The following is a 25,760-nucleotide window of genomic DNA, read 5'->3' on the forward strand; positions in this document are numbered from 1 at the left end:
CTAGGTCCTGTCTGCTAATTGCGGACGCGGTGGTAGGTGATGATGGCGGCCAGGGTGACACCGCTGAGGTAGGTCAGGGCGTATTTGTCGTAGCAGGTGGCGACCGCGCGCCAGTGTTTGAGCCGGTTGAAGCTTCGCTCGACGGTGTTGCGGTGCTTGTAGATTCGGCCTGAGAACCCCGGAGGCCGTCCTCTGTTGCGGCCTTTGGCTTTGCGGCGGGTGATCTGGTCGCTGCGCTCGGGGATGGTATGGGCGATCTTGAGCCGGCGCAGCTGTGCCCGCGTCGAGTCATGGGAGTACGCCTTGTCCGCCAGCAGGTGAAACGGGGCGTATGAGTTGCTGCGCCGGGCGGCCAGCAGTGGCCAAAGCATCGGATTATCACCGGCTTGACCGGCCGACAGTGCCAGGGTGACCGGACTGCACAGCTGGTCGGTCAAGGCGTGGATCTTGGTAGTCAGCCCGCCGCGGGAATGCCCAATGGCGTGGATCTTGGTAGTCAGCCCGCCGCGGGAATGCCCAATGGCGTGGTCATCGGGCTCATCGAGATATTTCTTGTAATTCGACAGATCCCCCTGTGCGGCGCCCGGGGCGCGCTCCGGCTGCGTGTTGGTGGGCGCGCACACTGGTCGAATCGACCGACAACAGTGCGCCCAGGTCGGCGTCCTCGGCGTCGAGGTCAGAGGCGATCGCCGCGAAGATCCGCGCGTAGATGCCATCGACCGACCAGCGTAGATGCCTCTCGGCCACCGATTGCCAGGGACCGAAGTGCTCGGGCAGGTCACACCACGGAGATCCCGTACGGTAACGCCAGATAATGCCCTCCAGAGTATGTCGATGATCGTTCCACGGCCGGCCACGCCGCCGCCCCGCAGGCAACACCGCCACGATCAGCGACCACAAATCATCAGAAATCGCATGCGTCCGCATCACCCAAACAGCATCAGCCAAAACACCATTCACATTAAGCAGACACGCCCTAGGCCGACACTTCGTCGTCTTGGCTGGTGGGGGTGGGGAGCTTGGCGATGTTGTCGCCACGCCACTGCAGTGCTTCCAGAGCGACAGCGACGTGGACGGAGGTATGGGCCAGCGGTCGCGGCAAGAGTCGTTGTGCGGCTTCAATTCTGCGCAATAGCGTGTTGCGGTGGGTGTAGAGGCGCTTTGCGGCGCGGGAAGCGTTGCATTGCTCGTTGATGAACATCAGCAACGTGGCCTGAAGTTCGGGAGCCGCCGATTCCAGTTCACCGAGCGTGCTCGTGATGAATTCGTCAGCGGCTTGCGGATTTTGGGTGATCAGGGCGACGATCTGGACGTCCGAGAAAAAGGCCACCCGTTGGTCGGATTTCAGTCGCGCCAGGGTATGTTGTGTGGTGAGCGCCTCGAGGTGGCTGCGCCGAAAGCCCTCGATTCCACTTGCCTTGGTGCCGATGGCAATTCGGGCATCCGATGCGTTGTCCACCGCCTGCTCGATCGTATCGATGTCGAGGTTGGTGGCCTCGGCCAACCACACCCAACGGGTAGCCGCGTTGGCGACCACGGTCAGATCTTGCGACGATCCCACGGCGTGACAAAACGCGTCGGCAGCTCTATCCAGATTGCTGTGGTCGCCGTCGAAGTCGTCGCTCCAGATGATGGCGGCGGTGTGGGCTCGAATAAGGGAGTAGCCCAACCGTGTCTCGGCGCGCTCGCGGCTGATTGGGGCGCCTTCTAGGTCCTGTCTGCTAATTGCGGACGCGGTGGTAGGTGATGATGGCGGCCAGGGTGGCACCGCTGAGGTAGGTCAGGGCGTATTTGTCGTAGCGGGTGGCGACCGCGCGCCAGTGTTTGAGCCGGTTGAAGCTTCGCTCGACGGTGTTGCGGTGCTTGTAGATTCGGCCTGAGAACCCCGGAGGCCGTCCTCTGTTGCGGCCTTTGGTTTTGCGGCGGGTGATCTGGTCGCTGCGCTCGGGGATGGTGTGGGCGATCTTGAGCCGGCGCAGCTGTGCCCGCGTCGAGTCATGGGAGTTCGCCTTGTCTGCCAGCAGGTGAAACGGGGCGTATGAGTTGCTGCGCCGGGCGGCCAGCAGTGGCCAAAGCATCGGATTATCACCGGCTTGACCGGCCGACAGTGCCAGGGTGACCGGACTGCACAGCTGGTCGGTCAAGGCGTGGATCTTGGTAGTCAGCCCGCCGCGGGAGCGCCCAATGGCGTGGTCATCGGGCTCATCGAGATATTTCTTGTAATTCGACAGATCCCCCTGTGCGGCGCCCGGGCGCTCCGGCTGCGTGTTGGTGGGCGCGCACACTGGTCGAATCGACCGACAACAGTGCGCCCAGGTCGGCGTCCTCGGCGTCGAGGTCAGAGGCGATCGCCGCGAAGATCCGCGCGTAGATGCCATCGACCGACCAGCGTAGATGCCTCTCGGCCACTGATTGCCAGGGACCGAAGTGCTCGGGCAGGTCACGCCACGGAGATCCCGTACGGTAACGCCAGATAATGCCCTCCAGAGTATGTCGATGATCGTTCCACGGCCGGCCACGCCGCCGCCCCGCAGGCAACACCGCCACGATCAGCGACCACAAATCATCAGAAATCGCATGCGTCCGCATCACCCAAACAGCATCAGCCAAAACACCATTCACATTAAGCAGACACGCCCTAGCAGGTGACCCACCACTTCCAGGCGGTCGGCATGGTTACCGCGGGTCAGCTCGTCGTGTTCCAGTTGCACTTGTGCGGCGATGCCGGCCAGCGTGGCCTCGATGAACTCATTGACGGACTTGGCGGAAACGTCGAGCAGCTCGCGCAGTTCCTGCGGATCGGAAGTGAGATCGAAAGCGATGTTGATCCAGAGCCGCCAGGCGATGTATTGGCCGATCCGATATATGTCCAGCGTCAGGGTCTCCAGCCCGCGACGCACTAAGATCGCGGGCCATGCGCAACGGCTCCCCGCCGAGATTGGCCGGCACCGGTGCGCCGGGATGACGCACGTTGGCCGCCGCCCAGTGCACCAGATTGGCGCGGTTGGCTCGTTTGACCACCTTTGCCAGCACCGGATCGTTGGCGATGGTCGGGTTGGCCGATACCGTTTCCCGGTCTAGTTCTTCGATCCATTCCGGTCCGGCGTTGAGTGCCCTGCGGGCTCCCTCCCGGATCAGTTCGCGTATCCGGGACGAGGGTCGTTGCCAGGGCACGTGCCGATCCTAGTCACGGCGGCGGTGGGGCGCAGTGCATGTCCTCGAGTGTTCGAGTGGAATTAACGCGTTGCGTCCCAAGCGGGCTCAGGTCGGTGAGGGCGCGGTCACAGCAGAGTGTTCGATGTTAGCTGTCTCACTGGCCGGGGCGGGTCGCCACCGCGGTCGGCTTTGGGCCGGGGGACGGACCCATGAGCTTCAGCGACTGCCACGTGAATGATATGGAAACAATTGGTGAACAAATAGAAACCTGGTCGGGTTGGTGCGTTTGAGTTAGGCGTCTGGGACGTAATTCCTTTTGCTGGTTGGGCTGTTGCTGCAATCGCGGCGCCTGGCGAGCGCTGGTAGACCCCGCCGTCGCCGCGGGCTAGTGGCCAACGGGGCAGCCCGGTACACCCCCGAATTCTTGTTCGTCGATCTGATAGACCCCTGCGTGGTGGGCAACCTCGTTGCGCCGGCCGAACCCCTGGTGTGACCTTCCACTAGATAGCTGTGTGCAATTTGCACCGCGCGCAACGGTGAATTGAGAACAATTCACCTCCGGCCCGACGGGCGGGTGCATTGTGCACCTTCGGTCCGCACTGTTCGGGGGGAATGTACCTATTCCGGGCGCCGCAAGTTGGCAAGTATTGTCGTCAGTTCGTTGCCGCCAACCCCCATCCAGTGGCGGAGGACGGGAGCCAACGCCGGCTCAGCGATAACCCGTACCGCCGGGCCACCACCCGGCTCCACGAGGAGGTATGCACGTGTCTTCTGTTACGGTTCGACCCGAAGCGTTGGCTGCAGCGGCAGGCACCCTGGGGTCTATCGGAGCGGCATTGAGCGCCGGGAATGCCGCCGCCGCTCCAATGACCGGGGTGTTGCCGCCTGCCGCCGATGAGGTTTCCGCACTGCTTGCGACGCAGTTTGCGACGCATGCGGCGATGTACCAGATGGTGAGCGCGAAGGCGGCCGCGATTCACGAGCATTTCGCGGCCACGTTGGCGACCAGTGCCGCCTCGTACGTGAGCACCGAAACCGCCAACGCCGTGGCATCTCAATAGACCTGACCTGACGACATTCGAGGAGAGGGACAGACATTGATGGATTTCGGTTCGCTACCACCGGAGATCAATTCCGCCAAGATGTACGCCGGTGCGGGTTCGGGCTCGATCCTGGTCGCCGCTGAGGCGTGGGACAGCGTGGCCGTCGATCTGTACAGCGCCGCGTCCTCCTGCCAATCGGTGATCTGGGGGCTGGCGTTCGGGCAGTGGGTGGGCGCGTCGGCAAGTTTGATGGGGGCCGCCGCCGCGCCATATGTCGCGTGGCTCGGTGCCACCGCCACGCAGGCCGAACTCGCGGCCAACCAGGCCAGGGGAGCGGCGGTGGCCTACGAGTCCGCGTTCGCGGCCACGGTGCCCCCGGCGTTGATCCTCGAAAACCGCCTTCAATTGGTCACGCTGATCGCAACCAATATCTTCGGCCAGAACACCCCGGCGATCGCGACTACCGAGGCTGAGTACGGCGAGATGTGGGCCCAGGACGCCGCCGCGATGTATGGCTACGCGGGTTCGGCCGCGATGGTAGCCGAGACGCTGACGCCGTTTGAAGAGGCTCCGGAAGTCGCCAACGCTGGTGGGCTCGTCAACCAGACCGCCGCCGTCGGTCAGGCCATCGATTCCGCCGCGGCTGGCCAGCTGATGTCCAACGTTCCCCAAGCCCTGCAACAGCTCGCCGCGCCTGCTCCGCAAGGGGCGTCGACCGCGACCGCACCGAAGTCGCTGCTTCAAAGCGTTACTTCGAGCTTTTCCTTGTCGAACCTCAGTACCATCGTGGGGATGGAAAACACCCACTTGTCGATGGCGAACTCAGGCGCATCGATCTTCAAGACCATGGGCGATAGCGTCAAGGGTTTCATTCCTTCGGCTAGCAAGGCTGTCGAAACCGCGGTCGAACACGCGGTTAGGAACGCGGTGTCGATGGTTGGCGGGGGAGGTCCCGCGGGGATCGGGGGTTGGGCGCCACAGGGCGGCGTAGGCCAGGCGCTGTCGGTTGGCGGACTGAAGGTGCCGCAGGCATGGGCCGAAGCAAACCAGTCGGTTGTCCCGGCGGCCCGGGCGTTGCCGATCTCGCCGGTAACCGGTGCTGTTGAGGGCGCTCACGGGGCCCCGCTGCCCGGCATGCCATTTGGGCAGCTGGCCGGCAACGGGGGCAACGGCGTTAGCGGTGTGCTGCGAGTCACGCCCAAGGCCTATGTGATGCCACGCCCTCCAGCCGCGGGATAGTGCCGATGGCGGGTTCGTGATGTGCCGGCTGCGGGCGAACATTGCGGCCTTGCCGGCTCGGCGGCCTACGTCGGGATGGTCACCCGGCCGGCCAACGGGGTCTGCCCCCGGCCATTAAGCGATGGTCGGGGGCAGTGTGCCAGTTAGATCAAAGGACTAGGGGGCAAGCGCCCAGACCGGGTGGGCGGCAGACCAAACGGGGTGGGTCACGTCATTGCCGTAGTGGTAGATCGGGTGGTTCTGCGGCGACAACTCGCGCCACTGGCCTTCGCCTTCGCGCCAGGGGCCTTCACCCAGTCGCCACGGGCCTTCGCCAGGGCGTAGCGGGCCTTCGCCGGGACGCAGCGGGCCCTCGCTCGGGTGCACGAGACCCGTGCCGGGGTGGATTTGTCCTCCGCCGGGGTGTATCGGCCCCAGGTTCCCGGGGGCAGCGGAGGCGATGGCGGGTCCCACCAGTACCCCTTCAAAAGAGAGGCCCAGGGCGCACAGGACACCCGCCGACAGGGTGCGAATTCTCAACATTTCCAACTCCTTTCCGGGCTGGGGTGTTTGGCTCAACGGAGCCCGTGTTGTCGACACCGAAGAACTCGGGCCCAATGGCTGCATCGCCGTGTTGAGGTCACCGCCAACCCGATGAATGTCATATGTGGTTGATAATCTGCGAGTAAGACCGTTTTCCATCATTGTCAACTATGATTGACAGGTTGGTTGGTCGGTTGGCGAATCATGCGTCGTCGGGTGTCGCCGACGGTGTGGTGGCGGACCCGCCCGCGTCATTTGGATTCGAATCGTAACACGCTAGGGGGCAACGGAATTCCGGAGGGTCGGGAAGTTTGCGGGTGGCGCTTGGTGCGGCTCGAGCCGCCGGTTGGCGGACGCCCGGGCGCGGAATCGGGTGCGAGCACACCCGCTGATCGACCGGGATTCGAATCTTGGTGAGCGCAGCTAATTAACGAGGGGGGTAGGGTATTTCGGGTCGGGATGCGTGACGAGTTGCGGCGCGAGCTGGTGGCGCGGGCGCATACCGTCCAGCATGTTGGCAGCAAACTCACGGCGTGAGAACGGATTAAGCTCCTAGTCGCGGCATATCGTCGTCGCTGTGTACTCAACTGTGGATGCAGCTGGCCTCGCGACGGCCGGTGGCGGGACCGGCGACCCCAGCTCGGGAGCAACACCCATGAGTCGGGTCGCCCTCGCCTGTGTCGTCGGTTCAACAGTCGAGTACTACGACTTCTGCATTTACGGCACGGCTGCGGCGCTGGTCTTTCCGGCGGTCTTCTACCCCGGTCTCAGTCCAGCTCTGGCGACTATCGCATCGATGGGGACTTTTGCCACGGCGTTTCTGTCCCGGCCGCTCGGCGGGGCCGTCTTCGGGCATTTTGGGGACCGGCTGGGGCGTAAGAAGACTCTCGTTGCCACCCTTTTGATCATGGCCCTATCGACGGTGACGGTGGGGGTGGTGCCCAGCACGGCAACCATCGGGGTCTCCGCCCCGCTGATCCTGGTCGCCTTACGGTTGCTCCAGGGTTTTGCCGTCGGCGGCGAATGGGCTGGTTCGGCGCTGCTGAGTATCGAGTCCGCGCCAGCGCACAAGCGCGGGTACTACGGCATGTTCACTGTGCTCGGTGGCGGTGTTGCGCTTGTGGTGAGCGGTCTGATCTTTCTCGGGGTGAACTACACCATCGGAGAGAGCAGTTCGGCGTTTCTGCAGTGGGGCTGGCGTGTCCCTTTTCTGTTGAGCGCGCTACTGATTGCCTTCGCCTTGTACGTCCGCTTGGAGATCAACGAGACCCCGGTATTCGCTCTTGCGATGGCGCAGGCCGATGATCAGGAATCAACCGCCGCCGCGCGGGCACCGCTGGCGGCGGTGTTGTGCCGGCAACGCCGTGAGATAGTGCTGGCCGCGGGCGCCATGCTGGCGGCCTTCGGGTGCCTGTATCTGGCCAGCACCTTCCTGCCTTCCTACGCGCAACTGCACCTGGGGTATTCGCGAAACCTCGTCTTGCTGATCGGTGTGCTGGGCGGGCTGGTCTGCATCGGTTTTGTCGCACTGTCGGCCATTCTGTGCGATCGCTTCGGGCGCCGGCGCGTCATGCTGGTCGGCTGGGCAGTGGGCCTTTTCTGGTCGCCGCTGGTAATGCCGCTGATCGGCTCTGGCGATACCGTCGGGTTCACGGTGGCGCTGCTGGGGCTGTATGCCGCGGCCGCCAGTGGATTTGGGCCTGCAGCCTCGCTTATCCCGGAACTGTTCGCTACCCGCTACCGCTACACCGGCACGGCCCTGGTGCTCAACGTGGCGGGCATCGTTGGGGGCGCCGCGCCGCCATTGATCGCCGGTACCCTGCTGGCCAGCTATGGCAGCTCCGCGGTCGGCCTGATGATGACCGCGCTGGTGGCCGCCAGCCTGCTGTGCACCTATCTGCTCCCCGAGACCGCCGGCGCCTCACTGACCGCCGCCTAGGTCCTGTCTGCTAATTGCGGACGCGGTGGTAGGTGATGATGGCGGCCAGGGTGGCACCGCTGAGGTAGGTCAGGGCGTATTTGTCGTAGCGGGTGGCGACCGCGCGCCAGTGTTTGAGCCGGTTGAAGCTTCGCTCGACGGTGTTGCGGTGCTTGTAGATTCGGCCTGAGAACCCCGGAGGCCGTCCTCTGTTGCGGCCTTTGGCTTTGCGGCGGGTGATCTGGTCGCTGCGCTCGGGGATGGTATGGGCGATCTTGAGCCGGCGCAGCTGTGCCCGCGTCGAGTCATAGGAGTACGCCTTGTCCGCCAGCAGGCGAAACGGGGCGTATGAGTTGCTGCACCGGGCGGCCAGCAATGGCCAAAGCATCGGATTATCACCGGCTTGACCGGCCGACAGTGCCAGGGTGACCGGACTGCACAGCTGGTCGGTCAAGGCGTGGATCTTGGTAGTCAGCCCGCCGCGGGAACGCCCAATGGCGTGGCCATCGGGCTCATCGAGATATTTCTTGTAATTCGACAGATCCCCCTGTGCGGCGCCCGGAGCGCGCCCGGCTGCGTGTTGGTGGGCGCGCACACTGGTCGAATCGACCGACAACAGTGCGCCCAGGTCGGCGTCCTCGGCGTCGAGGTCAGAGGCGATCGCCGCGAAGATCCGCGCGTAGATACCATCGACCGACCAGCGTAGATGCCTCTCGGCCACCGATTGCCAGGGACCGAAGTGCTCGGGCAGGTCACACCACGGAGATCCCGTACGGTAACGCCAGATAATGCCCTCCAGAGTACGTCGATGATCGTTCCACGGCCGGCCACGCCGCCGCCCCGCAGGCAACACCGCCACGATCAGCGACCACAAATCATCAGAAATCGCATGCGTCCGCATCACCCAAACAGCATCAGCCAAAACACCATTCACATTAAGCAGACACGCCCTAGTTGCGGCGCCCGTCCCGGCGGCGCGGCGGGTGCTGGCCGTTGCCAAACACAACCCGGACCTTGGCGTGGAGCACGGGATCGCGGGCCCGCCGGGCGCCGGTCTCCACTTCAATGAATTCGCCTGCAGGGTAAGCAGTTCGGTGGATCCGAGCGCCCCATGATGGTCGGCCGGCGCCAGTTCGAGTGGAGGTTGGAATGTCATGATGCCGTACGGGGTCATTTCACCGGCGGGGGAGGTGTCCGGAATCGGAATTGACGCTGATTAGCAAGCCCGCCAACGTCTCCGCCAGTCGCGGCAAAAGGTTCTGCCCCGGCCACTGGGGCTAGCAGTGACCGGGGCAGAACATCGATGCCGAGCAGGCGGCAATTAGGGGGCCAGCGCCCAGACCGGGTGCGTGGCAGACCAGACCGGGTGGGTCATGTCATCGCCGTAGTGGTAGATCGGGTGAGTGGGGGGAGGGACGGGATGCATCGGAACTCCCGGTTCCGGATGCATCGGGTCTCCCGGGGCGCCCGGACCTGGATGGGGCGCGGCGGCCGGCCCCGGGTGGACGGGGGCCGCTGGGCCCGGGTGCGGAGCGGGGCCTGGGCCCAGGTCCGCGAACGCCACTGCGGGTGCCACCACGGCTCCCGCCAGCGCTAAGCCAACTGCACACAGAACACCTGCCGACAAGGTGCGAATCTTTGACATTTCACTTTCCTTTCTGGGTGGCAGGGGCTTCCCCAACAAAGCTCGCGCTGTCGACGCTGAAGAACTCGGGCTTGTTGACATGGGTGGCCGGGAGATCCGGTCGTTGCATGCCAGGTTGTGGAATCCTCACCACCTAACTGTCATCTATGGTTGACAATTTGAAGACTAGAGCCAATCGGCTAGATTGTCAACCATGGCTGACAGAAATGGCTACCGGTCGCCGCAAACACCGCTCGGCCAGGCGCTGCGGATTGCGTGGTGGAGCTACGTTCATCGGGTTGACACCGACATGGAGGCCGCGGGTTTCGAGCGGCGGCGCTTCTCCATGAACTATGTGTTCGCCCTCTATGCGCTGCCAGGACCTATGACGATATCGCAGATGGGCAGGCAGTTCGGCGTCAGCCGCCAGGCGGCCAGCAAACTCGTCGCCGAGCTGCGCGATCGCGGCTACGTGCAGACCGCCCCGTCGCCGACGGACCAGCGCGAGAAGGTCGTGGAGCTGACGCCAAAGGCGATGGAGTACTTGGCCGCGCGTCAGCGTGCGGCTGCCGCACTCGACCGGGCGATCCAACAGCGCGTCGGTGCCGACGGAGTCGAGCAGTTGCACCTGATCCTCGACGCCGTCGGTGAAGCTGCCCGCGGGGCGGTGGAATTCGATCCCGCCAACCTCTATCGCGAGCCGGACCTGTGGTGATGGTGCGCAACCGCGCACCGCAACGGCATGCGCCTACCGGCCCATGCGGCCCCACTAATTGGCGTGCAGATCCTCGTTGAGTGCGATGCCCTGACCGTCGCGGGCCACCACCTCGACCGCGCCCGTCACCGAGTTGCGGCGGAACAGCAGGTTGCTGCTGCCGGACAGTTCGCGTGCCCTGACGGTGATGCCATCGGGTGTGGTGACCTTGGTGCCGGCCGTGACGTACAAGCCGGCTTCCACCACGCAGTTGTCGCCCAGGGAGATGCCCAGCCCGGCGTTGGCGCCGAGCAGGCAGCGCTTGCCCATGGAAATGATTTGGGTCCCCCCACCGGAGAGCGTGCCCATGATCGAGGCCCCACCGCCGATGTCGGAGCCGTCGCCGACCACCACGCCCGCGGAGATTCGGCCCTCGACCATGGAAGCGCCCAGGGTTCCGGCGTTGTAGTTGACGAAACCCTCATGCATCACGGTGGTGCCCGGCGCCAGGTGGGCGCCCAGTCGCACCCGGTCGGCATCGGCGATGCGCACGCCGCTGGGCATCACGTAGTCGACCATCCGGGGAAACTTGTCGACACCGTAGACCGTCACCGCTCCGTGGCGGCGCAACCGTGCCCGCACTGCCTCGAAACCTTCGATTGCGCATGGTCCGCGATTAGTCCACACGACATTGGTCAATACGCCGAACAAGCCGCCGGCGTTCAGCCCGTGCGGCGCCACCAGACGATGCGACAACAGGTGCAGGCGAAGGTAGGCGTCGTACGCGTCGGCGGCGGCATCGTCTAGCGAGCCGATGACGGTCCGGACCGCCACCACCTCGGCGCCGCGATCGTCGTCGCGGCCTACCAATGCGGCCAGCTCCGCGGGAATGTCGGACAACGCCAGGCGTGATGTCGCGCTGGTACCTGACTCGGTCAACTCCGGCGCGGGAAACCAGGTGTCCAGGACCGATCCGTCGGAAGCCAGGGTTGCCAGTCCGATGCCTGCTGCTCCAGTCACGCCTCGACACGCTACTAGATGCGCTGACGCCCGCGAGCAGACGCAGAGTCGCACGCCGGCGCGGCCGCCGCGTGCGACTCTGCGTCTGCTCGGCGCGACGGCGGACCCACTAGGCTTGGTGTGTGCTGGACTTGCGCGGGGACCCGATCGACCTGACCGCTGCACTGATCGACATCCCCAGCGAATCTCGGGATGAGGCGCGCATCGCCGATGAGCTAGAGGCGGCGTTGCGCGCGCAGACATCGGGCTTCGAGATCATCCGCAACGGCAACGCGGTGCTTGCCCGGACCCGGCTGAACCGGCCCTCGCGGGTGCTGCTGGCCGGACATTTGGACACCGTGCCGGTGGCCGACAACTTGCCCAGCCGTCGCGCCGACGGGCAGCTGCACGGCTGTGGCGCGGCCGATATGAAGTCCGGTGACGCGGTGTTTCTGCATCTGGCGGCCACGGTGGCCGAACCGGTGCACGACCTGACGCTGGTGTTCTACGACTGTGAGGAAATCGAGGCGGCGGCAAACGGTTTGGGGCGCATCGAGCGGGAGCTCCCGGAGTGGCTGTCCGCCGATGTCGCCATCCTGGGAGAGCCCACGTCGGGCTACATAGAAGCCGGTTGTCAGGGCACGTTACGAGTGGTCATCAGCGCGACCGGGACCCGCGCGCACTCGGCGCGTTCTTGGTTGGGGGACAACGCAATCCACAAGCTCAGTGCCGTGCTGGACCGGTTGGCGCGCTACCCGGCGCGCAGCGTCGACATCGACGGTTGCACATACCGAGAGGGTTTGTCGGCGGTACGCGTGGACGGTGGCGTGGCTGGCAACGTGATTCCGGACGCGGCTTCGGTAACGGTCAACTATCGCTTTGCGCCCGACCGGTCGGTTCCGGCCGCCCTGCAGCACGTGCGTGAGGTATTCGACGGGCTCGACGTGCAGATCGAGCAGACCGACGCGGCGGCGGGCGCGCTGCCGGGTCTGGCGCAACCCGCCGCCAAAGCACTGGTTGAGGCTGCCGGTGGGCAGGTCCGAGCGAAATACGGCTGGACGGATGTGTCCCGCTTCGCGGCTCTGGGCATCCCCGCGGTCAATTACGGCCCCGGGGACCCCAATCTGGCGCATTGCCGCGACGAGCGAGTGCCGGTCGCCACGATCACCACTGTGGCGGACACGTTGCGCCGCTACCTGAGCACCTAGGGTGTGTCTGCTTAATGTGAATGGTGTTTTGGCTGATGCTGTTTGGGTGATGCGGACGCATGCGATTTCTGATGATTTGTGGTCGCTGATCGTGGCGGTGTTGCCTGCGGGGCGGCGGCGTGGCCGGCCGTGGAACGATCATCGACGTACTCTGGAGGGCATTATCTGGCGTTACCGTACGGGATCTCCGTGGTGTGACCTGCCCGAGCACTTCGGTCCCTGGCAATCGGTGGCCGAGAGGCATCTACGCTGGTCGGTCGATGGTATCTACGCGCGGATCTTCGCGGCGATCGCCTCTGACCTCGACGCCGAGGACGCCGACCTGGGCGCACTGTTGTCGGTCGATTCGACCAGTGTGCGCGCCCACCAACACGCAGCCGGAGCGCGCTCCGGGCGCCGCACAGGGGGATCTGTCGAATTACAAGAAATATCTCGATGAGCCCGATGGCCACGCCATTGGGCGTTCCCGCGGCGGGCTGACTACCAAGATCCACGCCTTGACCGACCAGCTGTGCAGTCCGGTCACCCTGGCACTGTCGGCCGGTCAAGCCGGTGATAATCCGATGCTTTGGCCATTGCTGGCCGCCCGGCGCAGCAACTCATACGCCCCGTTTCGCCTGCTGGCGGGCAAGGCGTACTCCTATGACTCGACGCGGGCACAGCTGCGCCGGCTCAAGATCGCCCATACCATCCCCGAGCGCAGCGACCAGATCACCCGCCGCAAAGCCAAAGGCCGCAACAGAGGACGGCCTCCGGGGTTCTCAGGCCGAATTTACAAGCACCGTAACACCGTCGAGCGAAGCTTCAACCGGCTCAAACACTGGCGCGCGGTCGCCACCTGCTACGACAAATACGCCCTGACCTACCTCGGCGGTGTCACCCTGGCCGCCATCATCACCTACCACCGCGTCCGCAATTAGCAGACACGCCCTAGTCGACGTCGGCGGGCTCGGATTGCTTGGTCTTGCCGTCCGGCGGTGCGACATCGATCCGATCCAGCAGGTTGCCGGTCCACAGGGCCGCGATGGCGTCGGGCGCGGCCTCGGCGCGGGCGGTGACGATCATCCGGGCCGCGCCGGCCAGCGCCAGCTGGTACACCAGCGTGGCCGACAGGATGTCCAGATCGTGGGCATCGTCGACGATGAGAAGGAGCTCGCCCTGGCGCACCTTGCGGCCCAACGACGCTCGGGCCGCTCGCAACAACGCGGCCGGCTTGCCCAGCTCGGCGATCTCCACCAAGTGGCTGAAGGCGCCGAACGGGACCGTGCGTTCGGTCGGGGTTCCGGTGACCCAGCGGATGACGGTGGCCGGGTGCCGTTGGGCGAAGTGCTCGGCGGCCAATCGCGCCAGGGTGGATTTTCCGACGCCGTCAGGTCCGAGGATGACGGCGCCGGGGCGCGCCAGGTCGCTCAACGCAACGTCCAACTGCTCCAAGGCTGCCGCGTGTTGGGGGACGTTCCATCGAATTGGCATTGCCCGGAGTTTATGGCGTCAAGGGTGCGCGTGGCGATAGGGCCCAAAGTTGTCCGGGGTGGGGGCGCTGGTCTACGTTTCGGTATGTGACCGCGAAAAGCGACGAACCCGGCCGTTGGACAGTGGCGGTGTACTGTGCAGCCGCGCCGACACATCCGGAGTTGTTGGAGCTCGCCGCAGCCGTCGGTGCGGCGATCGCCGCCCGGGGCTGGACGTTGGTGTGGGGCGGGGGCCACGTTTCGGCGATGGGGGCGGTCTCGTCGGCGGCGCGGGCGCACGGCGGCTGGACGGTCGGAGTGATTCCCAAGATGCTGGTGCATCGCGAGTTGGCTGACCATGACGCGGACGAGTTGGTCGTCACCGAAACGATGTGGGAGCGCAAGCAGGTCATGGAGGACCGCGCAAACGCGTTCATCACCCTGCCGGGCGGCGTCGGGACCCTCGACGAGCTGTTGGACGTGTGGACCGAGGGATACCTGGGCATGCACGACAAGAGCATCGTCGTGCTGGATCCCTGGGGCCACTTCGATGGGCTGCGCGCCTGGCTGTCCGAATTGGCCGATACCGGCTACGTCTCGCGGACAGCGATGGAGCGGTTGATCGTGGTGGATAACCTCGATGACGCGTTGCAGGCGTGCGCACCCGGCTGAGGCCTATTGACGACCATTCGCTCCCGATTAGGCTGGCCGCCGAACTCTGAGAACGAATCGAGGGATCAGGTTGTCCGATCGCCAAAGTCATGTCCGCACGCGAGTCAAGTTCACCGACGTCGCTGCGCGGGTGCCCGGTCTACTGATCGACGCGCCGTCGATCATGCGGGGGGTGGTGACCGGCCTGTTGCCCCGGCCCAAGTCCAAGGCGTCGATCGGCACCGTGTTCCAGGACCGGGCCGCTCGCTTCGGGGACCGGGTTTTCTTGAAGTTCGGCGATCAGCAGATGACCTACGGCGAAGCCAACGCGACCGCCAACCGCTATGCGGCGGTGCTGGCCGCGCGTGGCGTCGGCCTCGGCGACGTCGTGGGAATCATGCTGCGCAACTCGCCCAACACGGTGGTGGGGATGCTGGCTGTCGTCAAGTGTGGCGCCATCGCCGGCATGCTCAACTACCACCAGCGCGGCGAGGTGCTGGCGCACAGTCTGGGACTGCTCGATGCCAAGGTGCTGGTGGCGGAGTCCGATCTGGTCAGCGCCGTCAGCGAAAGCGGTGGCGCGGCCGGTGAGGTGGTCACCATCGAAGACCTGGAGCGCTTCGCCGCGACCGCCCCGGCCAACAACCCGGCGTCGGCGTCGGCCGTGCAGGCTCAGGACACGGCGTTTTACATCTTCACGTCGGGCACCACCGGATTCCCCAAAGCCAGTGTGATGACCCACCACCGGTGGCTTCGGGCCCTGGCGGTCTTCGGTGGGCTGGGACTACGGCTGAAGAGCTCCGACACGCTTTACAGCTGTCTGCCGCTGTATCACAACAACGCACTCACGGTGGCGGTGTCCTCGGTGATCAATTCCGGGGCGACGTTGGCGCTGGGCAAGTCGTTCTCGGCGTCGCGCTTCTGGGACGAGGTGATCGCCAGCAACGCCACCGCCTTCATCTACATCAGCGAGGTCTGCCGCTACCTACTCAACCAGCCGACCAAACCGACCGATCGCAAGCACAAGGTGCGGGTGATCGCCGGCAACGGGTTGCGGCCCGAGATCTGGGGTGAGTTCACCAAACGGTTCGACATTGACCGGGTGTGCGAGTTCTATGCCGCCAGCGAGGGCAACTCGGCCTTCATCAACATCTTCAACGTGCCCAAAAGCACCGGGATCTCGCCGATGCCGCTGGCCTACGTGGCCTACGACCCGGACACCGGCGCCCCGCTGCGCGACGAGTCCGGTCGGGTCCGTCGGGTGCCTGCCGGTGAACCGGGACTGTTACTGAGCCGGGTCAACAGGCTGCAGCCGTTCGACGGCTACACCGACCCGGCCGCCAGTGAGAAAAAGCTGGTCCGTGATGCCTTCCGGAAGGGAGACTGCTGGTTCAACACCGGTGACGTGATGAGCCCGCAGGGGATGGGGCACGCGGCGTTTGTCGACCGGCTGGGTGACACCTTCCGTTGGAAGGGCGAGAACGTGGCCACCACTCAGGTGGAGGCGGCGCTGGCGTCTGACCCCTCCGTCGAGGAGTGCACGGTCTACGGGGTTGAGGTGCCCAACACCGGAGGTCGCGCCGGGATGGCTGCGGTCAAGCTACGCGACGGCGCCGAGTTCGACGGTCAGTCCCTGGCCCGCGCCGTCTACGATCAGCTGCCCGCATACGCACTGCCGCTGTTCGTGCGGCTGGTGCAGGCGATGGCGCACACCACGACGTTCAAGAGCCGCAAGGTTGAGCTGCGCGAGCAGGCCTACGGCGCCGACGTCGATGACCCGCTGTACGTATTGGCCGGCCGCAGCAAGGGCTATGTGCCCTATTACGACGCGTATCCCGACGAGGTAGCGGCAGGTAAGCGGCCCCAGGGCTAGCGTGATTCGGCGCGCCGAGGCCGGGCCAGACCGCGGCTAGCCGTGGACGCAGGCTCGATGGCTCTTCGTGCACCAGGCACTATGTAGGCGTGCAGGCAACGCTGTGTGGCCGCCCGGTGGCAGGGGACCGCCCGCTGATCATGGCGATCGTGAACCGCACCCCGGACTCGTTCTATGACAAGGGCGCGACCTTTTCTGACGCGGCTGCTCGCGACGCGGTACATCGAGCGGTCGCCGAAGGCGCCGACGTCATCGACGTCGGAGGTGTCAAGGCCGGGCCCGGCCAGGACGTCGACCCCGACACCGAGATCGCTCGGTTGGTGCCGTTTGTCGAGTGGCTCCGTGACGCCTACCCCGAGCAGGTGATCAGCGTCGACACCTGGCGCTCGGAGGTGGCCCGGCGGGCATGTGCGGCAGGTGCGGACCTGATCAACGACACCTGGGCCGGGGTGGACCCCGCGATAGTGGAGGTGGCCGCCGAATTCGGTGCGGGCCTGGTATGCGCGCACACCGGGGGAGCGCGACCACGCACGCGTCCCTTCCGGGTGAGTTACGGTACGACTACCCGCGGCGTGGTGGACGACGTGATTCGCGAGGTCACAGCGGCCGCCGAGCGGGCGGTTGCGGCCGGAGTTGCCCGCGACCGCGTGTTGATCGACCCGGCTCACGATTTCGGCAAGAACACCTGGCACGGGTTGCTGCTGTTGCGGCACGTGGCCGATCTTGTTAAGACCGGGTGGCCAGTACTCATGGCTTTGAGCAACAAGGACTTTGTCGGAGAGACTCTGGGCGTGGATCTGACCGAACGGCTCGAGGGAACGCTGGCGGCCACCGCATTGGCGGCGGCCGCCGGTGCGCGCATGTTTCGGGTGCATGAGGTCGCAGCGACCCGCCGGGTCCTGGAAATGGTGGCGTCGATCCAGGGGACCCGCCCGCCGACACGCACGGTGAGGGGACTCGCATGACCGCATCGGATCTGGTCACCGGGGACCTCACCAGTGAGGGAGTCCTCATCCCGGCCCGGCCGGGGGACACCTGGTTATGCGACCGCAGCTGGAACCGTCCGCGCTGGAAGATCGACGAATTGGTCGAGGCCAAGGCCGGGCGCTCGATCTCGGTGGTGCTGCCGGCTCTCGATGAGGAAGAAACCATCCAATCGGTGATCGACAGCATCTCACCGCTGGTGGATGGCCTGGTCGACGAACTGATCGTGCTCGATTCCGGCTCTACCGACGACACCGAGATCCGAGCGATTGCCGCCGGGGCTCGAGTGGTGAGCCGCGAACAGGCGTTGCCGGAGGTGCCGCCCCAGCCCGGCAAGGGCGAGGCGCTGTGGCGCTCGTTGGCGGCCACCAGCGGCGACATCGTGGTATTCATCGACTCGGATCTGGTCAACCCCAACCCGATGTTCGTGCCGTGGCTGGTCGGCCCGCTGCTCACCGGCGAGGGGATCCACCTGGTCAAGAGCTTCTACCGACGCCCGCTCAGTGTCGGTGACGCTAGCGGCGCCGCGGGCGCTACCGGCGGCGGGCGCGTCACCGAACTGGTGGCGCGGCCCCTGTTGGCGGCGCTGCGACCCGAGCTGGGCTGTGTATTGCAGCCGCTGAGCGGTGAGTATGCGGCCAGCCGCGAGCTGTTGACGTCGCTGCCCTTCGCTCCGGGATACGGGGTGGAAATCGGCCTGTTGGTCGACACCTTCGACCGGCTGGGGCTGGACGCGATCACGCAGGTCAACCTGGGTGTGCGGGCGCACCGTAACCGGCCCCTGGCCGAGCTGGGTGTGATGAGTCGCCAGGTCATCGCCACGCTGCTGTCCCGGTGCGGGATCCCCGATTCTGGGGTCGGGTTGACCCAGTTCTTCGCGGAGGGCGACGGCTACACCGAATGCACCTCGCCGGTGTCGCTGGCCGACCGGCCCCCCATGAGTGTGCTTCGCCCTCGGTGAGCCCCGGCCTACGCTGACCTGTCGGTCCGGTAGGGCAAGATCGACGGCGTGGCGTTGGTGTTGCTGTACCTGGTGGTACTTGTCTTGGTGGCGGTCGTGTTGTTCGGCGTGGCAAGCCTGCTGTTCGGGCATGGTGAGCAGCTGCCGCCGCTGCCCAGGGCGACGACCTCGACCGTGCTGCCCGCCTATGGCGTTACTCGCGCCGACGTCGACGCGGTCAAGTTCACCCAGGTGCTGCGCGGCTACAAGACCAGCGAGGTCGACTGGGTGCTGGATCGATTGGGGCGTGAGCTGGAGGAATTACGCGGGCAGCTCGCCGCGGTGCACGCCTCGTCGACCAGCGAAAGTCCGGCCGGGCCCGAAGACAGCGACGCGCCGGGTAGCCAACCCGCGGTTTCGAATGGAGCCGATTCCACGTGAACGATGGCCTGCGGCGCTGTGACTGGGCCGAGATTCGTCCGGGACCCGACGCGCAGACCTATCGCGACTATCACGACCAGGAGTGGGGACGCCCGCTATATGGACAGGTCGCGCTGTTTGAACAGATGAGCCTGGAGGCCTTCCAGAGCGGCCTGTCGTGGTTGATCATCTTGCGCAAGCGGGAGAAATTCCGGCGGGCGTTCTGCGGATTCGACATTGAGAAGGTGGCCGGCTACACCGACGCCGACGTGCAGCGGCTGCTTGCTGATGAGGGGATTGTGCGCAACCGGGCAAAAATTGAGGCCACCATTTCCAACGCGCGCGCCGTGATCGGCCTCGGATCGGAGCAAGACCTGTCGGAGCTGTTGTGGTCGTTCGCGCCCCCGGCGCGGCCGCGGCCCGCGACACTGGCTGAAATACCCTCGGCCACTGCCGAATCGAAAGCGATGGCGCGCGAGTTGAAACGCCGCGGGTTCCGGTTTGTGGGCCCCACCACCGCATATGCACTGATGCAGGCGACCGGAATGGTCGACGATCACCTCCGTGGTTGCTGGGTCCCGCCGATAGTCCGGTGACGCCACAAGTCGGGTCTTGTGCACGTTGTGACCTGGATAGGGAACAATGGGGGGGTGATTTGGCAGTTCAATGTCGGGTATGGCTGGAAATCCATTCATGGGGCATGCTCGGCGCCGGCCAGGTCTGCCACGGCAGGCCAGCTCGAATCTGGAGGGAGCACTCGATGGCGGCGATGAAGCCCCGGACCGGCGACGGTCCTCTGGAGGCAACAAAAGAGGGGCGCGGCATCGTGATGCGGGTACCACTTGAGGGAGGTGGCCGGTTGGTCGTCGAGCTGACACCCGATGAAGCCGCGGCGCTGGGTGACGAGCTCAAGGGTGTGACGAGCTAGCTCAGATCGCGAAAAGTGTGCCCTATCGGCACACTTTTCGATAGATATCCAGCGTCTGCTCGGCAATCTGTGTCCAGGAGAATTCCTCGATACAACGCTGCCGTCCGGCTTGGCCGTAGCGTTCGGCTTTGGCTGGGTCCGCGACCAGTGCATTTACCGCCTGTGCCAGCCTGGATTGATAACCGGCGGGGTCGTCGGCCGCGTAATGCACCAGCGAGCCGGTGATTCCGTCGGCGACCACCTCGGGGATGCCGCCGACATCGGAGGCCACCACCGCGGTCGCGCAGGCCATTGCTTCGAGGTTCACGATGCCCAATGGCTCGTATATCGATGCGCAAACAAAAACTGTTGCTGCCGAAAGTATTTCGCGAAGCTTCTGCACGGGCAGGATGTCGCGGATCCAGAACACCCCGCTACGAGTGCTGGCCAGTTGAGCCACCGCGGACTGCACTTCATTGGCGATTTCCGGGGTGTCGGGAGCACCCGCGCACAGCACCAACTGGACGTCCGGGCTGAACTGGTGTGCCGCTGCCAGCAAGTGCGGTACGCCCTTTTGCCGGGTGATCCGCCCGACGAACGCCACAATGGGGCGGTTCGGGTCGACCCCGAGTTCGGCGAGCACCGAAGCGGTACCAACCGGTCCGGCCGGAAACCACACTTCGGTGTCGATGCCGTTGCGGACGACATGCACCATCCCTGGATCCAGCCCGGGGTACAGGCGCAGGACGTCATCACGCATTCCGGAGCTGACCGTGATTACCGCGTCGGCGGCCAGGACGGCGGTCTTTTCAACCCAGGACGAGATCTGATAGCCACCGCCGAGCTGCTCGGTTTTCCAGGGCCGCATCGGTTCGAGCGAGTGGGCGGTCAAGACGTGCGGAATGCCGTAGAGCAGGGCGGCCAGATGCCCTGCCAGACCGGTGTACCAGGTATGTGAGTGCACCACGCTGGCTGCGTCGGCGGCATTGGCCATCACCAGATCCGCGGACAATGTGGCCAGTGCCGGGTTGGCGTTCGCCAGCCGCGGATCGGGCTGATGGGCCGATGCGTCGGGGCGGGGTGCGCCCATGCAATGCACGTCGACGGTGCACAGGCGCTGTAATCGAGCCACCAGCTCGGTGACATGTACCCCAGCTCCGCCATAGACCTCCGGTGGGTACTCCCGAGTCAACATCGCCACCCGCATACCCGGCACCGTAGTGCACCGCTCGCACCTCGGGCCGACCCGCGGTCGGCGGCTTTGCGGGAAAGAGCGACAAAATGCGCCTAATCGGCTGGATTCAGACCCGTCGAAGTGGTCAATTGGCCTGACGGACAGCCGGACAGAACGGGCACAGGCCGGGGATCCGCCGTGATGCATCAAGTCAAGATGCCTGCGAAACCTGGTTCATGCATCAGGTAAGGAATGCCCGCGAAATCGGGGTCAGGTGGTGGTCTTGCTTTTGATGCGGATGCCGGCTTTGAGGGCGGGTAGAGCGGCGGGTATGGCGGCGGGGTAGAGCTGTTCGGTCTTGTCTTTGGCGAGTCTGAGCAGGGCGGCTTGCAGGTCGGCGATCTGGTGGGCGATCGCGGCGGGGTTGAGGCTGTTGCGGTAGGTGAGCAGCTCTGTTTGTTGGGCCGCTGAGAGGACTCCGGCGGCCAGCAGCCGGTCCAGGGGTCTGGGGCTTGTCGTAGAGCCGGCGGCGGTGACCGTCGCGGCTGCAGCCGTAGCTGATGGGTTTGATGGTGGGGGTCAGGTAGTTGAGCCGGTCGTTGACCAGGTGCCACAGCCGGTTGAGCACGGCGCGTTCTTCGTCGGTGTCGTAGCGGTAGTAGAACCCGTAGCGACGCACGAGGTGGTTGTTTTTGGACTCGATGGTGGCCTGGTCGTTCTTCTTGTAGGGTCGTGAGCGGGTGAAGAAGATCTCCATGTCCGCGGCCCACTTGATGACCGCCTTATTGAGGAATTCGGTGCCGTTGTCGAAGTCCAAACCCGTTACCTTATAGGGATTTTAGTAATTCCGGTTTTGAGGGCGCCCAGGATGTGGGGTGGGCGTTGTTGCGCACCGTGCGGGTGAACACCCAGCCGATGTGCATGTCGGTGAGGTTGACCGTGCGGGCGAACTCACCTTTCAGTGTCGGGCCGCAGTGCGCCACGGTGTCGCCTTCGAAGAACCCCGGAGATTCTTCGGCCTCATCGCCTGCTTTGCAGATGGTGATCGAGGACCGCAGCAGCGGGAGGGTTTCGTCGTCGACACACCCGAGATCTGGTCGCGGGCCTTGGCGCCGCGCAGGTAGCGGTCGATCGTGGCGCTGCTCATCGCCAACAGCTCGGCACGCACCGCCGGGCCGTAACGGTCACGGCCGTCCACCAGTTCGCCGTGGCGTTCTAGAGCATCCAACTGAAGTGCCATGGAAGCGGCCAGGTACCGGCCGCACTGCCCGCCTGAGGCCGCCCACACCTTCTGCAACACCTTGAGCGCATCCTAGGAGTACTTCGGATTGCGTTGCCGGCGAGTCCGTTTGGCGACCTGCCGACCCGCTCCCGGCGGCGCGGCCGCCGCCCTCAACCGCCGCCGGGCGTTGTCACGCGACCAGCCGGTGACCGCCACCACCTGATCCAGAATCTGCCCCTTGTCCGCCTTCGGTGCCCCCACATACGCCCTGGCGAACTTCGCGGTGATCTCGGTCCGAGACGACATCGACAGCCCACTTCCCATGCCTGCTGAGGATCGACCGTTTCGCGGGCATTTTTACGTGATGCACCGAGGACGCTTCACGGGCATTTTTCGTGATGCTTGCCGTCCGCTGGCAGCGCTTCGCGGGTGCCGTTAGGTTTGAGGCCATGAGGGAAGCACCACACGTGCTTGGCATCGTCTTGGCCGGCGGTGAGGGCAAGCGGCTTTATCCGCTGACTGCCGACCGCGCCAAGCCCGCGGTTCCCTTCGGCGGCGCCTACCGACTGATCGATTTCGTGCTCTCCAACCTGGTCAATGCTCGGTATTTGCGGATCTGTGTTCTCACCCAATACAAGTCGCACTCGCTGGACCGGCACATATCGCAGAACTGGCGGTTGTCGGGTTTGGCCGGTGAATACATCACCCCGGTTCCGGCCCAGCAGCGACTCGGTCCGCGCTGGTACACCGGCTCCGCCGACGCGATCTACCAGTCACTCAATCTCATCTACGACGAAGATCCGGACTACATAGTGGTTTTCGGGGCCGATCACGTTTACCGGATGGATCCCGAACAGATGGTTCGGTTTCACATCGACAGCGGGGCCGGGGTCACGGTGGCCGGTATCCGGGTGCCGCGTGCTGATGCGAGCGCGTTCGGCTGTATCGACGCTGACGATGCGGGGACCATCCGTGATTTCGTGGAGAAGCCGCTGGAGCCGCCCGGCACACCCGACGACCCCACCAGCACGTTCGTCTCGATGGGCAATTATGTCTTCACTACCAAGGTGCTGATCGATGCGATTCGGGCCGACGCCGACGACGACCATTCCGACCACGACATGGGTGGAGACATCATCCCGAGACTGGTCGCCGACGGGATGGCGGCGGTCTACGACTTTTCCAACAACGAAGTACCGGGCGCTACCGACCGCGACCGGGCATATTGGCGTGACGTCGGGACCCTGGACGCTTTCTACGACGCGCATATGGACCTGGTGTCGGTGCATCCGGTGTTCAACCTGTACAACAAGCGCTGGCCGATCCGCGGTGAGTCGGAGAACCTGGCGCCCGCGAAGTTCGTCAACGGCGGCTCTGCGCAGGAGTCGGTGGTGGGTGCGGGCAGCATCATTTCGGCCGCCTCGGTGCGCAATTCGGTGTTGTCGTCCAACGTCGTGGTCGAGGACGGCGCGATCGTGGAGGGCAGTGTGATCATGCCGGGCGCGCGGGTTGGCCGCGGCGCGGTGGTGCGGCACGCGATCCTGGACAAGAACGTCGTCGTCGGGCCCGGCGAGATGGTCGGCGTGGACTTGGACAAGGACCGGGAAAGGTTCGCGATCAGCGCCGGCGGCGTGGTGGCCGTGGGCAAGGGCGTCTGGATCTAGGTCACCTTTCCCGCGCGAGCAGACACAAAATCGCGCCTTTTCGAACTCAACAGGGCGATTTTGCGTCTGCTCGCGACGCGGATCTGCTGGCTCAGGCCCCCAGCGCCGCGGACAACAACCCATCGGCGCCGCTGTGTCCGTCGGCACCGGGGGGTGCGCCGGTTCCGCCGGCGCCGGCGGCGGCGCCATCGCCGATCAACCGGGAGTCGCCACCGCTGCCGGCGTCGCCGCCGGCGCCGTTCTGAACGCCTGATCCACCGAAACCGCCGTTGCCGCCAGCACCGCCGGCCCCGCCGTCTCCGTAAAGCCAGCCGCCGTCGCTGCCGTTGGCGCCGGTGCCGCCCTGCCCGCCGACACCGTGCTGGGGCACCGAGAATCCGCCGCGGCCTTCGCCGCCGTTGCCGCCGGTGCCGCCGTCGCCGCCGCGGCTGCCGCTGCCAAGCAGTAGACCGCTGTTGCCGGCGGCGCCGCCAGCTCCGCCCATGCCGCCATTTCCGCCTTGGCCGCCCGTTTGGTCGCCGTAGCCGCTGTCGCCACCGTGGCCGCCCATGCCGCCATTGCCGCCGCTGCCGCCAGTGCCGATGAGCCCGGCGTTGCCGCCACCGGCACCGATGCCGCCGGCGCCGCCGGCCCCGCCGGGTCTTCCGGCCGAGACATTGTCGGCTCCCGTCCCGCCGGCGAAACCGGCTCCGCCCTGGCCTCCGGTCCCGCCGTTGCCAATCAGCCAGCCCCCATTGCCGGCGGTGCCGCAGTTGCCGCCGTCGCCGCCATCTCCGCCGACTCCTGTCGAGGGGAGGCCGTTGCCGCCGCCGCCCATGCCGCCCAGCCCGCCGTTGCCGCCGTTGCCGAACAGCAACCCGCCGTTGCCACCGGTGCCGCCGTGGCCGCCGTCAAGAATCACCGGATGCTGGCCGTCGGCGAAGGGGGCGTTGCCGTTGAGGCCGGTGCCGCCCGTACCGCCCTGTCCGCCGGAGCCCCATAGCCCGGTGCCCCCCCCGGCGCCACCGCTTCCTCCGTCACCGCCGGGCAGGCCCCGTCCGCCGTCACCCCCGGCGCCACCGTCACCGCCGTCGCCGTGCAGCCACCCGCCGCGGCCTCCGTTGCCGCCGGCCCCGGCCACACCTCCGTCGCCGTAGTAGTTGAGTCCTCCGTCGCCGCCGACACCGCCTGCCCCGCCGTTGCCGAACAATCCGGCGGCCCCGCCGATCCCACCGGCCCCGCCTGCCCCACCGCCCCCACCGATGCCCGGTGTCGCGCCGCCGGCTCCACCGGCCCCGCCATTGCCGAAGAGCCACCCGCCGGCCCCGCCGTTGCCGCCGACGGCGCCGGCCCCGCCGCCGCCACCGGCTCCGCCGTTGCCGATCAGTCCCGCGGACCCGCCGGCGCCGCCGGCCACGCCCGCGGTGGTGCTGGTGCCGCCGTTACCGCCGTTGCCGTAGAGCAATCCGCCATCCCCGCCGGCTTGTCCGGGGGCCCCGTCGGCACCGTTGCCGATCAGCGGGCGCCCCAGCAACGCCTGGGCGGAGGCACGGATCGCCGTCAGCATGTCTTGCGCCGCCGCCTGCAACGGCGAGACGTTCGCCGCCTCGGCGGCCGCGTAGGCGCCCCCCGCGCCGGTCAACGCTTGTACGAACTGGGTATGAAACGCCCCCACCTGAACGCTGAGACCCTGATAGGCCTGCGCATGAGCGGTGAACAGCGACGCCATCGCGGCGGATATCTCGTCGGCGCCGGCGGCCAGTACCGCGGTAGTGGGAGCCGCAGCCGCGGCGTTGGCCTCGCCGATCGCTGCGCCGATACCGTCCAAGTCTGTTGCTGCCGCCGCCAAAATCTCTGGCGCGGTTACCAAAAACGACATTGCTGACCGGCCCCCCTGGGTCGTGGTCGAACCTTCGGTGAAAACGGTGAAAACGGTGAAAACAACGAATCCCGACCTGGTCCCACCCGCCGCTGGTTCACGCGGACTTCATCGATTCCCAGGCTTCCGGCGTGCCGGCAAAGTTCCCGCTGCCCGGCGGCTCACCACCGCGAGCAGACACAACATCGCATTGGCCGGGGCGAAAATGGGCGA

General features: G+C 65.9%; 23 protein-coding genes and 5 pseudogenes. 14 read left to right on the forward strand and 14 right to left on the reverse strand.

Translation table 11 applies throughout. The features are described 5' to 3' along the window. Positions 1-14 precede the first annotated feature (14 nt). From G6N41_RS06815 to G6N41_RS06830, 4 pseudogenes are all read right to left on the reverse strand, one after another. Positions 15-930, reverse strand: a pseudogene (locus G6N41_RS06815) (IS5 family transposase). A gap of 46 nt (positions 931-976) precedes the next feature. Beyond that, positions 977-1,711: pseudogene (locus G6N41_RS06820) on the reverse strand (PucR family transcriptional regulator); the annotation flags it as partial. A 10-nt stretch (positions 1,712-1,721) separates the two neighbouring features. Continuing rightward, positions 1,722-2,592, reverse strand: a pseudogene (locus G6N41_RS06825) (IS5 family transposase). A 47-nt stretch (positions 2,593-2,639) separates the two neighbouring features. After that, positions 2,640-3,174: pseudogene (locus G6N41_RS06830) on the reverse strand (PucR family transcriptional regulator); the annotation flags it as partial. 740 nt (positions 3,175-3,914) lie between these two features. On the opposite strand from G6N41_RS06830, the gene G6N41_RS06835 reads away from it, so the two are divergent. Together G6N41_RS06835 and G6N41_RS06840 are read left to right on the forward strand one after the other, a co-directional pair. Further along, positions 3,915-4,217 (forward strand): PE family protein, encoded by a 303-nt coding sequence (locus G6N41_RS06835; protein ID WP_407663726.1) that lies wholly within the window; start codon positions 3,915-3,917, stop codon positions 4,215-4,217. 39 nt (positions 4,218-4,256) lie between these two features. Further along, the gene (locus tag G6N41_RS06840; RefSeq protein ID WP_198967761.1) at positions 4,257-5,438 is read left to right on the forward strand and encodes a PPE family protein; all 1,182 of its coding nucleotides are present in this window, start codon (positions 4,257-4,259) and stop codon (positions 5,436-5,438) included. 156 nt (positions 5,439-5,594) lie between these two features. Here G6N41_RS06840 and G6N41_RS06845 read toward each other — a convergent pair whose 3' ends face one another. Beyond that, positions 5,595-5,960 (reverse strand): hypothetical protein, encoded by a 366-nt coding sequence (locus G6N41_RS06845; protein ID WP_231608866.1) that lies wholly within the window; start codon positions 5,958-5,960, stop codon positions 5,595-5,597. 655 nt (positions 5,961-6,615) lie between these two features. On the opposite strand from G6N41_RS06845, the gene G6N41_RS06850 reads away from it, so the two are divergent. Continuing rightward, entirely contained in the window at positions 6,616-7,899 is a 1,284-nt protein-coding gene (locus G6N41_RS06850) for an MFS transporter (protein WP_198966947.1), read from the forward strand. A 10-nt stretch (positions 7,900-7,909) separates the two neighbouring features. Here G6N41_RS06850 and G6N41_RS06855 read toward each other — a convergent pair whose 3' ends face one another. Continuing rightward, a complete protein-coding gene (locus G6N41_RS06855) occupies positions 7,910-8,782 on the reverse strand; it encodes an IS5 family transposase (RefSeq protein WP_407663781.1) in 873 nt (290 codons plus the stop codon). 934 nt (positions 8,783-9,716) lie between these two features. On the opposite strand from G6N41_RS06855, the gene G6N41_RS06860 reads away from it, so the two are divergent. After that, positions 9,717-10,217, forward strand: a complete 501-nt coding sequence (locus tag G6N41_RS06860) for a MarR family winged helix-turn-helix transcriptional regulator (RefSeq protein ID WP_020729923.1) — start codon at positions 9,717-9,719, stop codon at positions 10,215-10,217. Positions 10,218-10,271: 54 nt separating this feature from the next. Here G6N41_RS06860 and dapD read toward each other — a convergent pair whose 3' ends face one another. Continuing rightward, the gene (gene dapD, locus G6N41_RS06865; RefSeq protein ID WP_198966948.1) at positions 10,272-11,216 is read right to left on the reverse strand and encodes a 2,3,4,5-tetrahydropyridine-2,6-dicarboxylate N-succinyltransferase; all 945 of its coding nucleotides are present in this window, start codon (positions 11,214-11,216) and stop codon (positions 10,272-10,274) included. Between the two features lie 122 nt (positions 11,217-11,338). Here dapD and dapE point away from each other — a divergent pair, with 122 nt between their 5' ends. Both dapE and G6N41_RS06875 read left to right on the forward strand, forming a co-directional pair. Next, positions 11,339-12,403, forward strand: coding sequence for a succinyl-diaminopimelate desuccinylase (dapE, locus tag G6N41_RS06870; protein ID WP_198966949.1), 1,065 nt, complete (start codon positions 11,339-11,341; stop codon positions 12,401-12,403). Positions 12,404-12,449: 46 nt separating this feature from the next. Further along, a pseudogene (locus G6N41_RS06875) lies at positions 12,450-13,323 on the forward strand (IS5 family transposase). Positions 13,324-13,333: 10 nt separating this feature from the next. Here the strand turns inward: G6N41_RS06875 and G6N41_RS06880 are convergent. Then, the gene (locus G6N41_RS06880) at positions 13,334-13,876 is read right to left on the reverse strand and encodes an ATP-binding protein (protein ID WP_231608867.1); all 543 of its coding nucleotides are present in this window, start codon (positions 13,874-13,876) and stop codon (positions 13,334-13,336) included. Between the two features lie 86 nt (positions 13,877-13,962). Between G6N41_RS06880 and G6N41_RS06885 the strand changes: the two genes are divergently transcribed. The 7 genes from G6N41_RS06885 to G6N41_RS06915 all read left to right on the forward strand — a co-directional run bounded on the left by G6N41_RS06885 (position 13,963) and on the right by G6N41_RS06915 (position 19,650). Next, on the forward strand, positions 13,963-14,526 hold the full coding sequence (locus G6N41_RS06885) for a TIGR00730 family Rossman fold protein (RefSeq protein ID WP_011739201.1): 564 nt from the start codon (positions 13,963-13,965) through the stop codon (positions 14,524-14,526). Between the two features lie 70 nt (positions 14,527-14,596). Then, the gene (gene fadD6 / locus G6N41_RS06890; RefSeq protein ID WP_198966950.1) at positions 14,597-16,378 is read left to right on the forward strand and encodes a long-chain-acyl-CoA synthetase FadD6; all 1,782 of its coding nucleotides are present in this window, start codon (positions 14,597-14,599) and stop codon (positions 16,376-16,378) included. A gap of 140 nt (positions 16,379-16,518) precedes the next feature. Next, positions 16,519-17,343, forward strand: coding sequence for a dihydropteroate synthase (gene folP, locus G6N41_RS06895; protein WP_231389773.1), 825 nt, complete (start codon positions 16,519-16,521; stop codon positions 17,341-17,343). Beyond that, positions 17,340-18,323 (forward strand): glucosyl-3-phosphoglycerate synthase, encoded by a 984-nt coding sequence (locus tag G6N41_RS06900; RefSeq protein WP_198966951.1) that lies wholly within the window; start codon positions 17,340-17,342, stop codon positions 18,321-18,323. The genes folP and G6N41_RS06900 overlap by 4 nt, the downstream gene beginning before the upstream one ends. 48 nt (positions 18,324-18,371) lie before the next feature. After that, the gene (locus tag G6N41_RS06905; RefSeq protein WP_198966952.1) at positions 18,372-18,743 is read left to right on the forward strand and encodes a DivIVA domain-containing protein; all 372 of its coding nucleotides are present in this window, start codon (positions 18,372-18,374) and stop codon (positions 18,741-18,743) included. Beyond that, positions 18,740-19,318 (forward strand): DNA-3-methyladenine glycosylase I, encoded by a 579-nt coding sequence (locus G6N41_RS06910; RefSeq protein WP_198966953.1) that lies wholly within the window; start codon positions 18,740-18,742, stop codon positions 19,316-19,318. The genes G6N41_RS06905 and G6N41_RS06910 overlap by 4 nt, the downstream gene beginning before the upstream one ends. Positions 19,319-19,482: 164 nt before the next feature. Continuing rightward, positions 19,483-19,650, forward strand: a complete 168-nt coding sequence (locus tag G6N41_RS06915; RefSeq protein ID WP_003406247.1) for a DUF3117 domain-containing protein — start codon at positions 19,483-19,485, stop codon at positions 19,648-19,650. A gap of 22 nt (positions 19,651-19,672) precedes the next feature. Here the strand turns inward: G6N41_RS06915 and glgA are convergent, their stop codons facing one another. The 5 genes from glgA to G6N41_RS06940 all read right to left on the reverse strand — a co-directional run bounded on the left by glgA (position 19,673) and on the right by G6N41_RS06940 (position 22,331). Beyond that, positions 19,673-20,836: a glycogen synthase gene (glgA, locus tag G6N41_RS06920; protein ID WP_198966954.1), complete on the reverse strand. Its 1,164-nt coding sequence runs from the start codon at positions 20,834-20,836 to the stop codon at positions 19,673-19,675. A 208-nt stretch (positions 20,837-21,044) separates the two neighbouring features. Continuing rightward, complete coding sequence (locus G6N41_RS28140; protein ID WP_231608534.1) at positions 21,045-21,620, reverse strand: hypothetical protein; 576 nt, start codon at positions 21,618-21,620, stop codon at positions 21,045-21,047. Between the two features lie 10 nt (positions 21,621-21,630). Then, positions 21,631-21,786, reverse strand: coding sequence for a hypothetical protein (locus tag G6N41_RS06930; RefSeq protein WP_198965232.1), 156 nt, complete (start codon positions 21,784-21,786; stop codon positions 21,631-21,633). Then, positions 21,762-22,043 (reverse strand): hypothetical protein, encoded by a 282-nt coding sequence (locus G6N41_RS06935; protein WP_198965176.1) that lies wholly within the window; start codon positions 22,041-22,043, stop codon positions 21,762-21,764. The genes G6N41_RS06930 and G6N41_RS06935 overlap by 25 nt, the downstream gene beginning before the upstream one ends. A 72-nt stretch (positions 22,044-22,115) precedes the next feature. Further along, a complete protein-coding gene (locus G6N41_RS06940; RefSeq protein ID WP_198965403.1) occupies positions 22,116-22,331 on the reverse strand; it encodes a hypothetical protein in 216 nt (71 codons plus the stop codon). Between the two features lie 143 nt (positions 22,332-22,474). On the opposite strand from G6N41_RS06940, the gene glgC reads away from it, so the two are divergent. Then, a complete protein-coding gene (glgC, locus tag G6N41_RS06945) occupies positions 22,475-23,689 on the forward strand; it encodes a glucose-1-phosphate adenylyltransferase (RefSeq protein WP_012395797.1) in 1,215 nt (404 codons plus the stop codon). Positions 23,690-23,780: 91 nt separating this feature from the next. Here the strand turns inward: glgC and G6N41_RS06950 are convergent, their stop codons facing one another. Further along, entirely contained in the window at positions 23,781-25,547 is a 1,767-nt protein-coding gene (locus tag G6N41_RS06950) for a PE family protein (protein ID WP_198966955.1), read from the reverse strand. Positions 25,548-25,760: the final 213 nt, after the last annotated feature.

The sequence above is a fragment of the Mycobacterium shottsii genome (assembly GCF_010728525.1).
GTDB lineage: Bacteria > Actinomycetota > Actinomycetes > Mycobacteriales > Mycobacteriaceae > Mycobacterium > Mycobacterium marinum.

Bases quoted from the DNA above. Each gene is read 5' to 3' on its own strand.
- G6N41_RS06845 (WP_231608866.1), bottom strand. From the start codon at position 5,960: ATGTTGAGAATTCGCACCCTGTCGGCGGGTGTCCTGTGCGCCCTGGGC.
- G6N41_RS06840 (WP_198967761.1), top strand. From the start codon at position 4,257: ATGGATTTCGGTTCGCTACCACCGGAGATCAATTCCGCCAAGATGTAC.
- folP (WP_231389773.1), top strand. From the start codon at position 16,519: ATGGCGATCGTGAACCGCACCCCGGACTCGTTCTATGACAAGGGCGCG.
- G6N41_RS06880 (WP_231608867.1), bottom strand. From the start codon at position 13,876: ATGCCAATTCGATGGAACGTCCCCCAACACGCGGCAGCCTTGGAGCAG.
- G6N41_RS06850 (WP_198966947.1), top strand. From the start codon at position 6,616: ATGAGTCGGGTCGCCCTCGCCTGTGTCGTCGGTTCAACAGTCGAGTAC.
- G6N41_RS06940 (WP_198965403.1), bottom strand. From the start codon at position 22,331: ATGTCGTCTCGGACCGAGATCACCGCGAAGTTCGCCAGGGCGTATGTG.
- G6N41_RS06900 (WP_198966951.1), top strand. From the start codon at position 17,340: ATGACCGCATCGGATCTGGTCACCGGGGACCTCACCAGTGAGGGAGTC.
- G6N41_RS06835 (WP_407663726.1), top strand. From the start codon at position 3,915: ATGCACGTGTCTTCTGTTACGGTTCGACCCGAAGCGTTGGCTGCAGCG.
- G6N41_RS06915 (WP_003406247.1), top strand. From the start codon at position 19,483: ATGGCGGCGATGAAGCCCCGGACCGGCGACGGTCCTCTGGAGGCAACA.
- G6N41_RS06950 (WP_198966955.1), bottom strand. From the start codon at position 25,547: ATGTCGTTTTTGGTAACCGCGCCAGAGATTTTGGCGGCGGCAGCAACA.
- G6N41_RS06935 (WP_198965176.1), bottom strand. From the start codon at position 22,043: ATGGCACTTCAGTTGGATGCTCTAGAACGCCACGGCGAACTGGTGGAC.
- G6N41_RS06860 (WP_020729923.1), top strand. From the start codon at position 9,717: ATGGCTGACAGAAATGGCTACCGGTCGCCGCAAACACCGCTCGGCCAG.
- glgA (WP_198966954.1), bottom strand. From the start codon at position 20,836: ATGCGGGTGGCGATGTTGACTCGGGAGTACCCACCGGAGGTCTATGGC.
- glgC (WP_012395797.1), top strand. From the start codon at position 22,475: ATGAGGGAAGCACCACACGTGCTTGGCATCGTCTTGGCCGGCGGTGAG.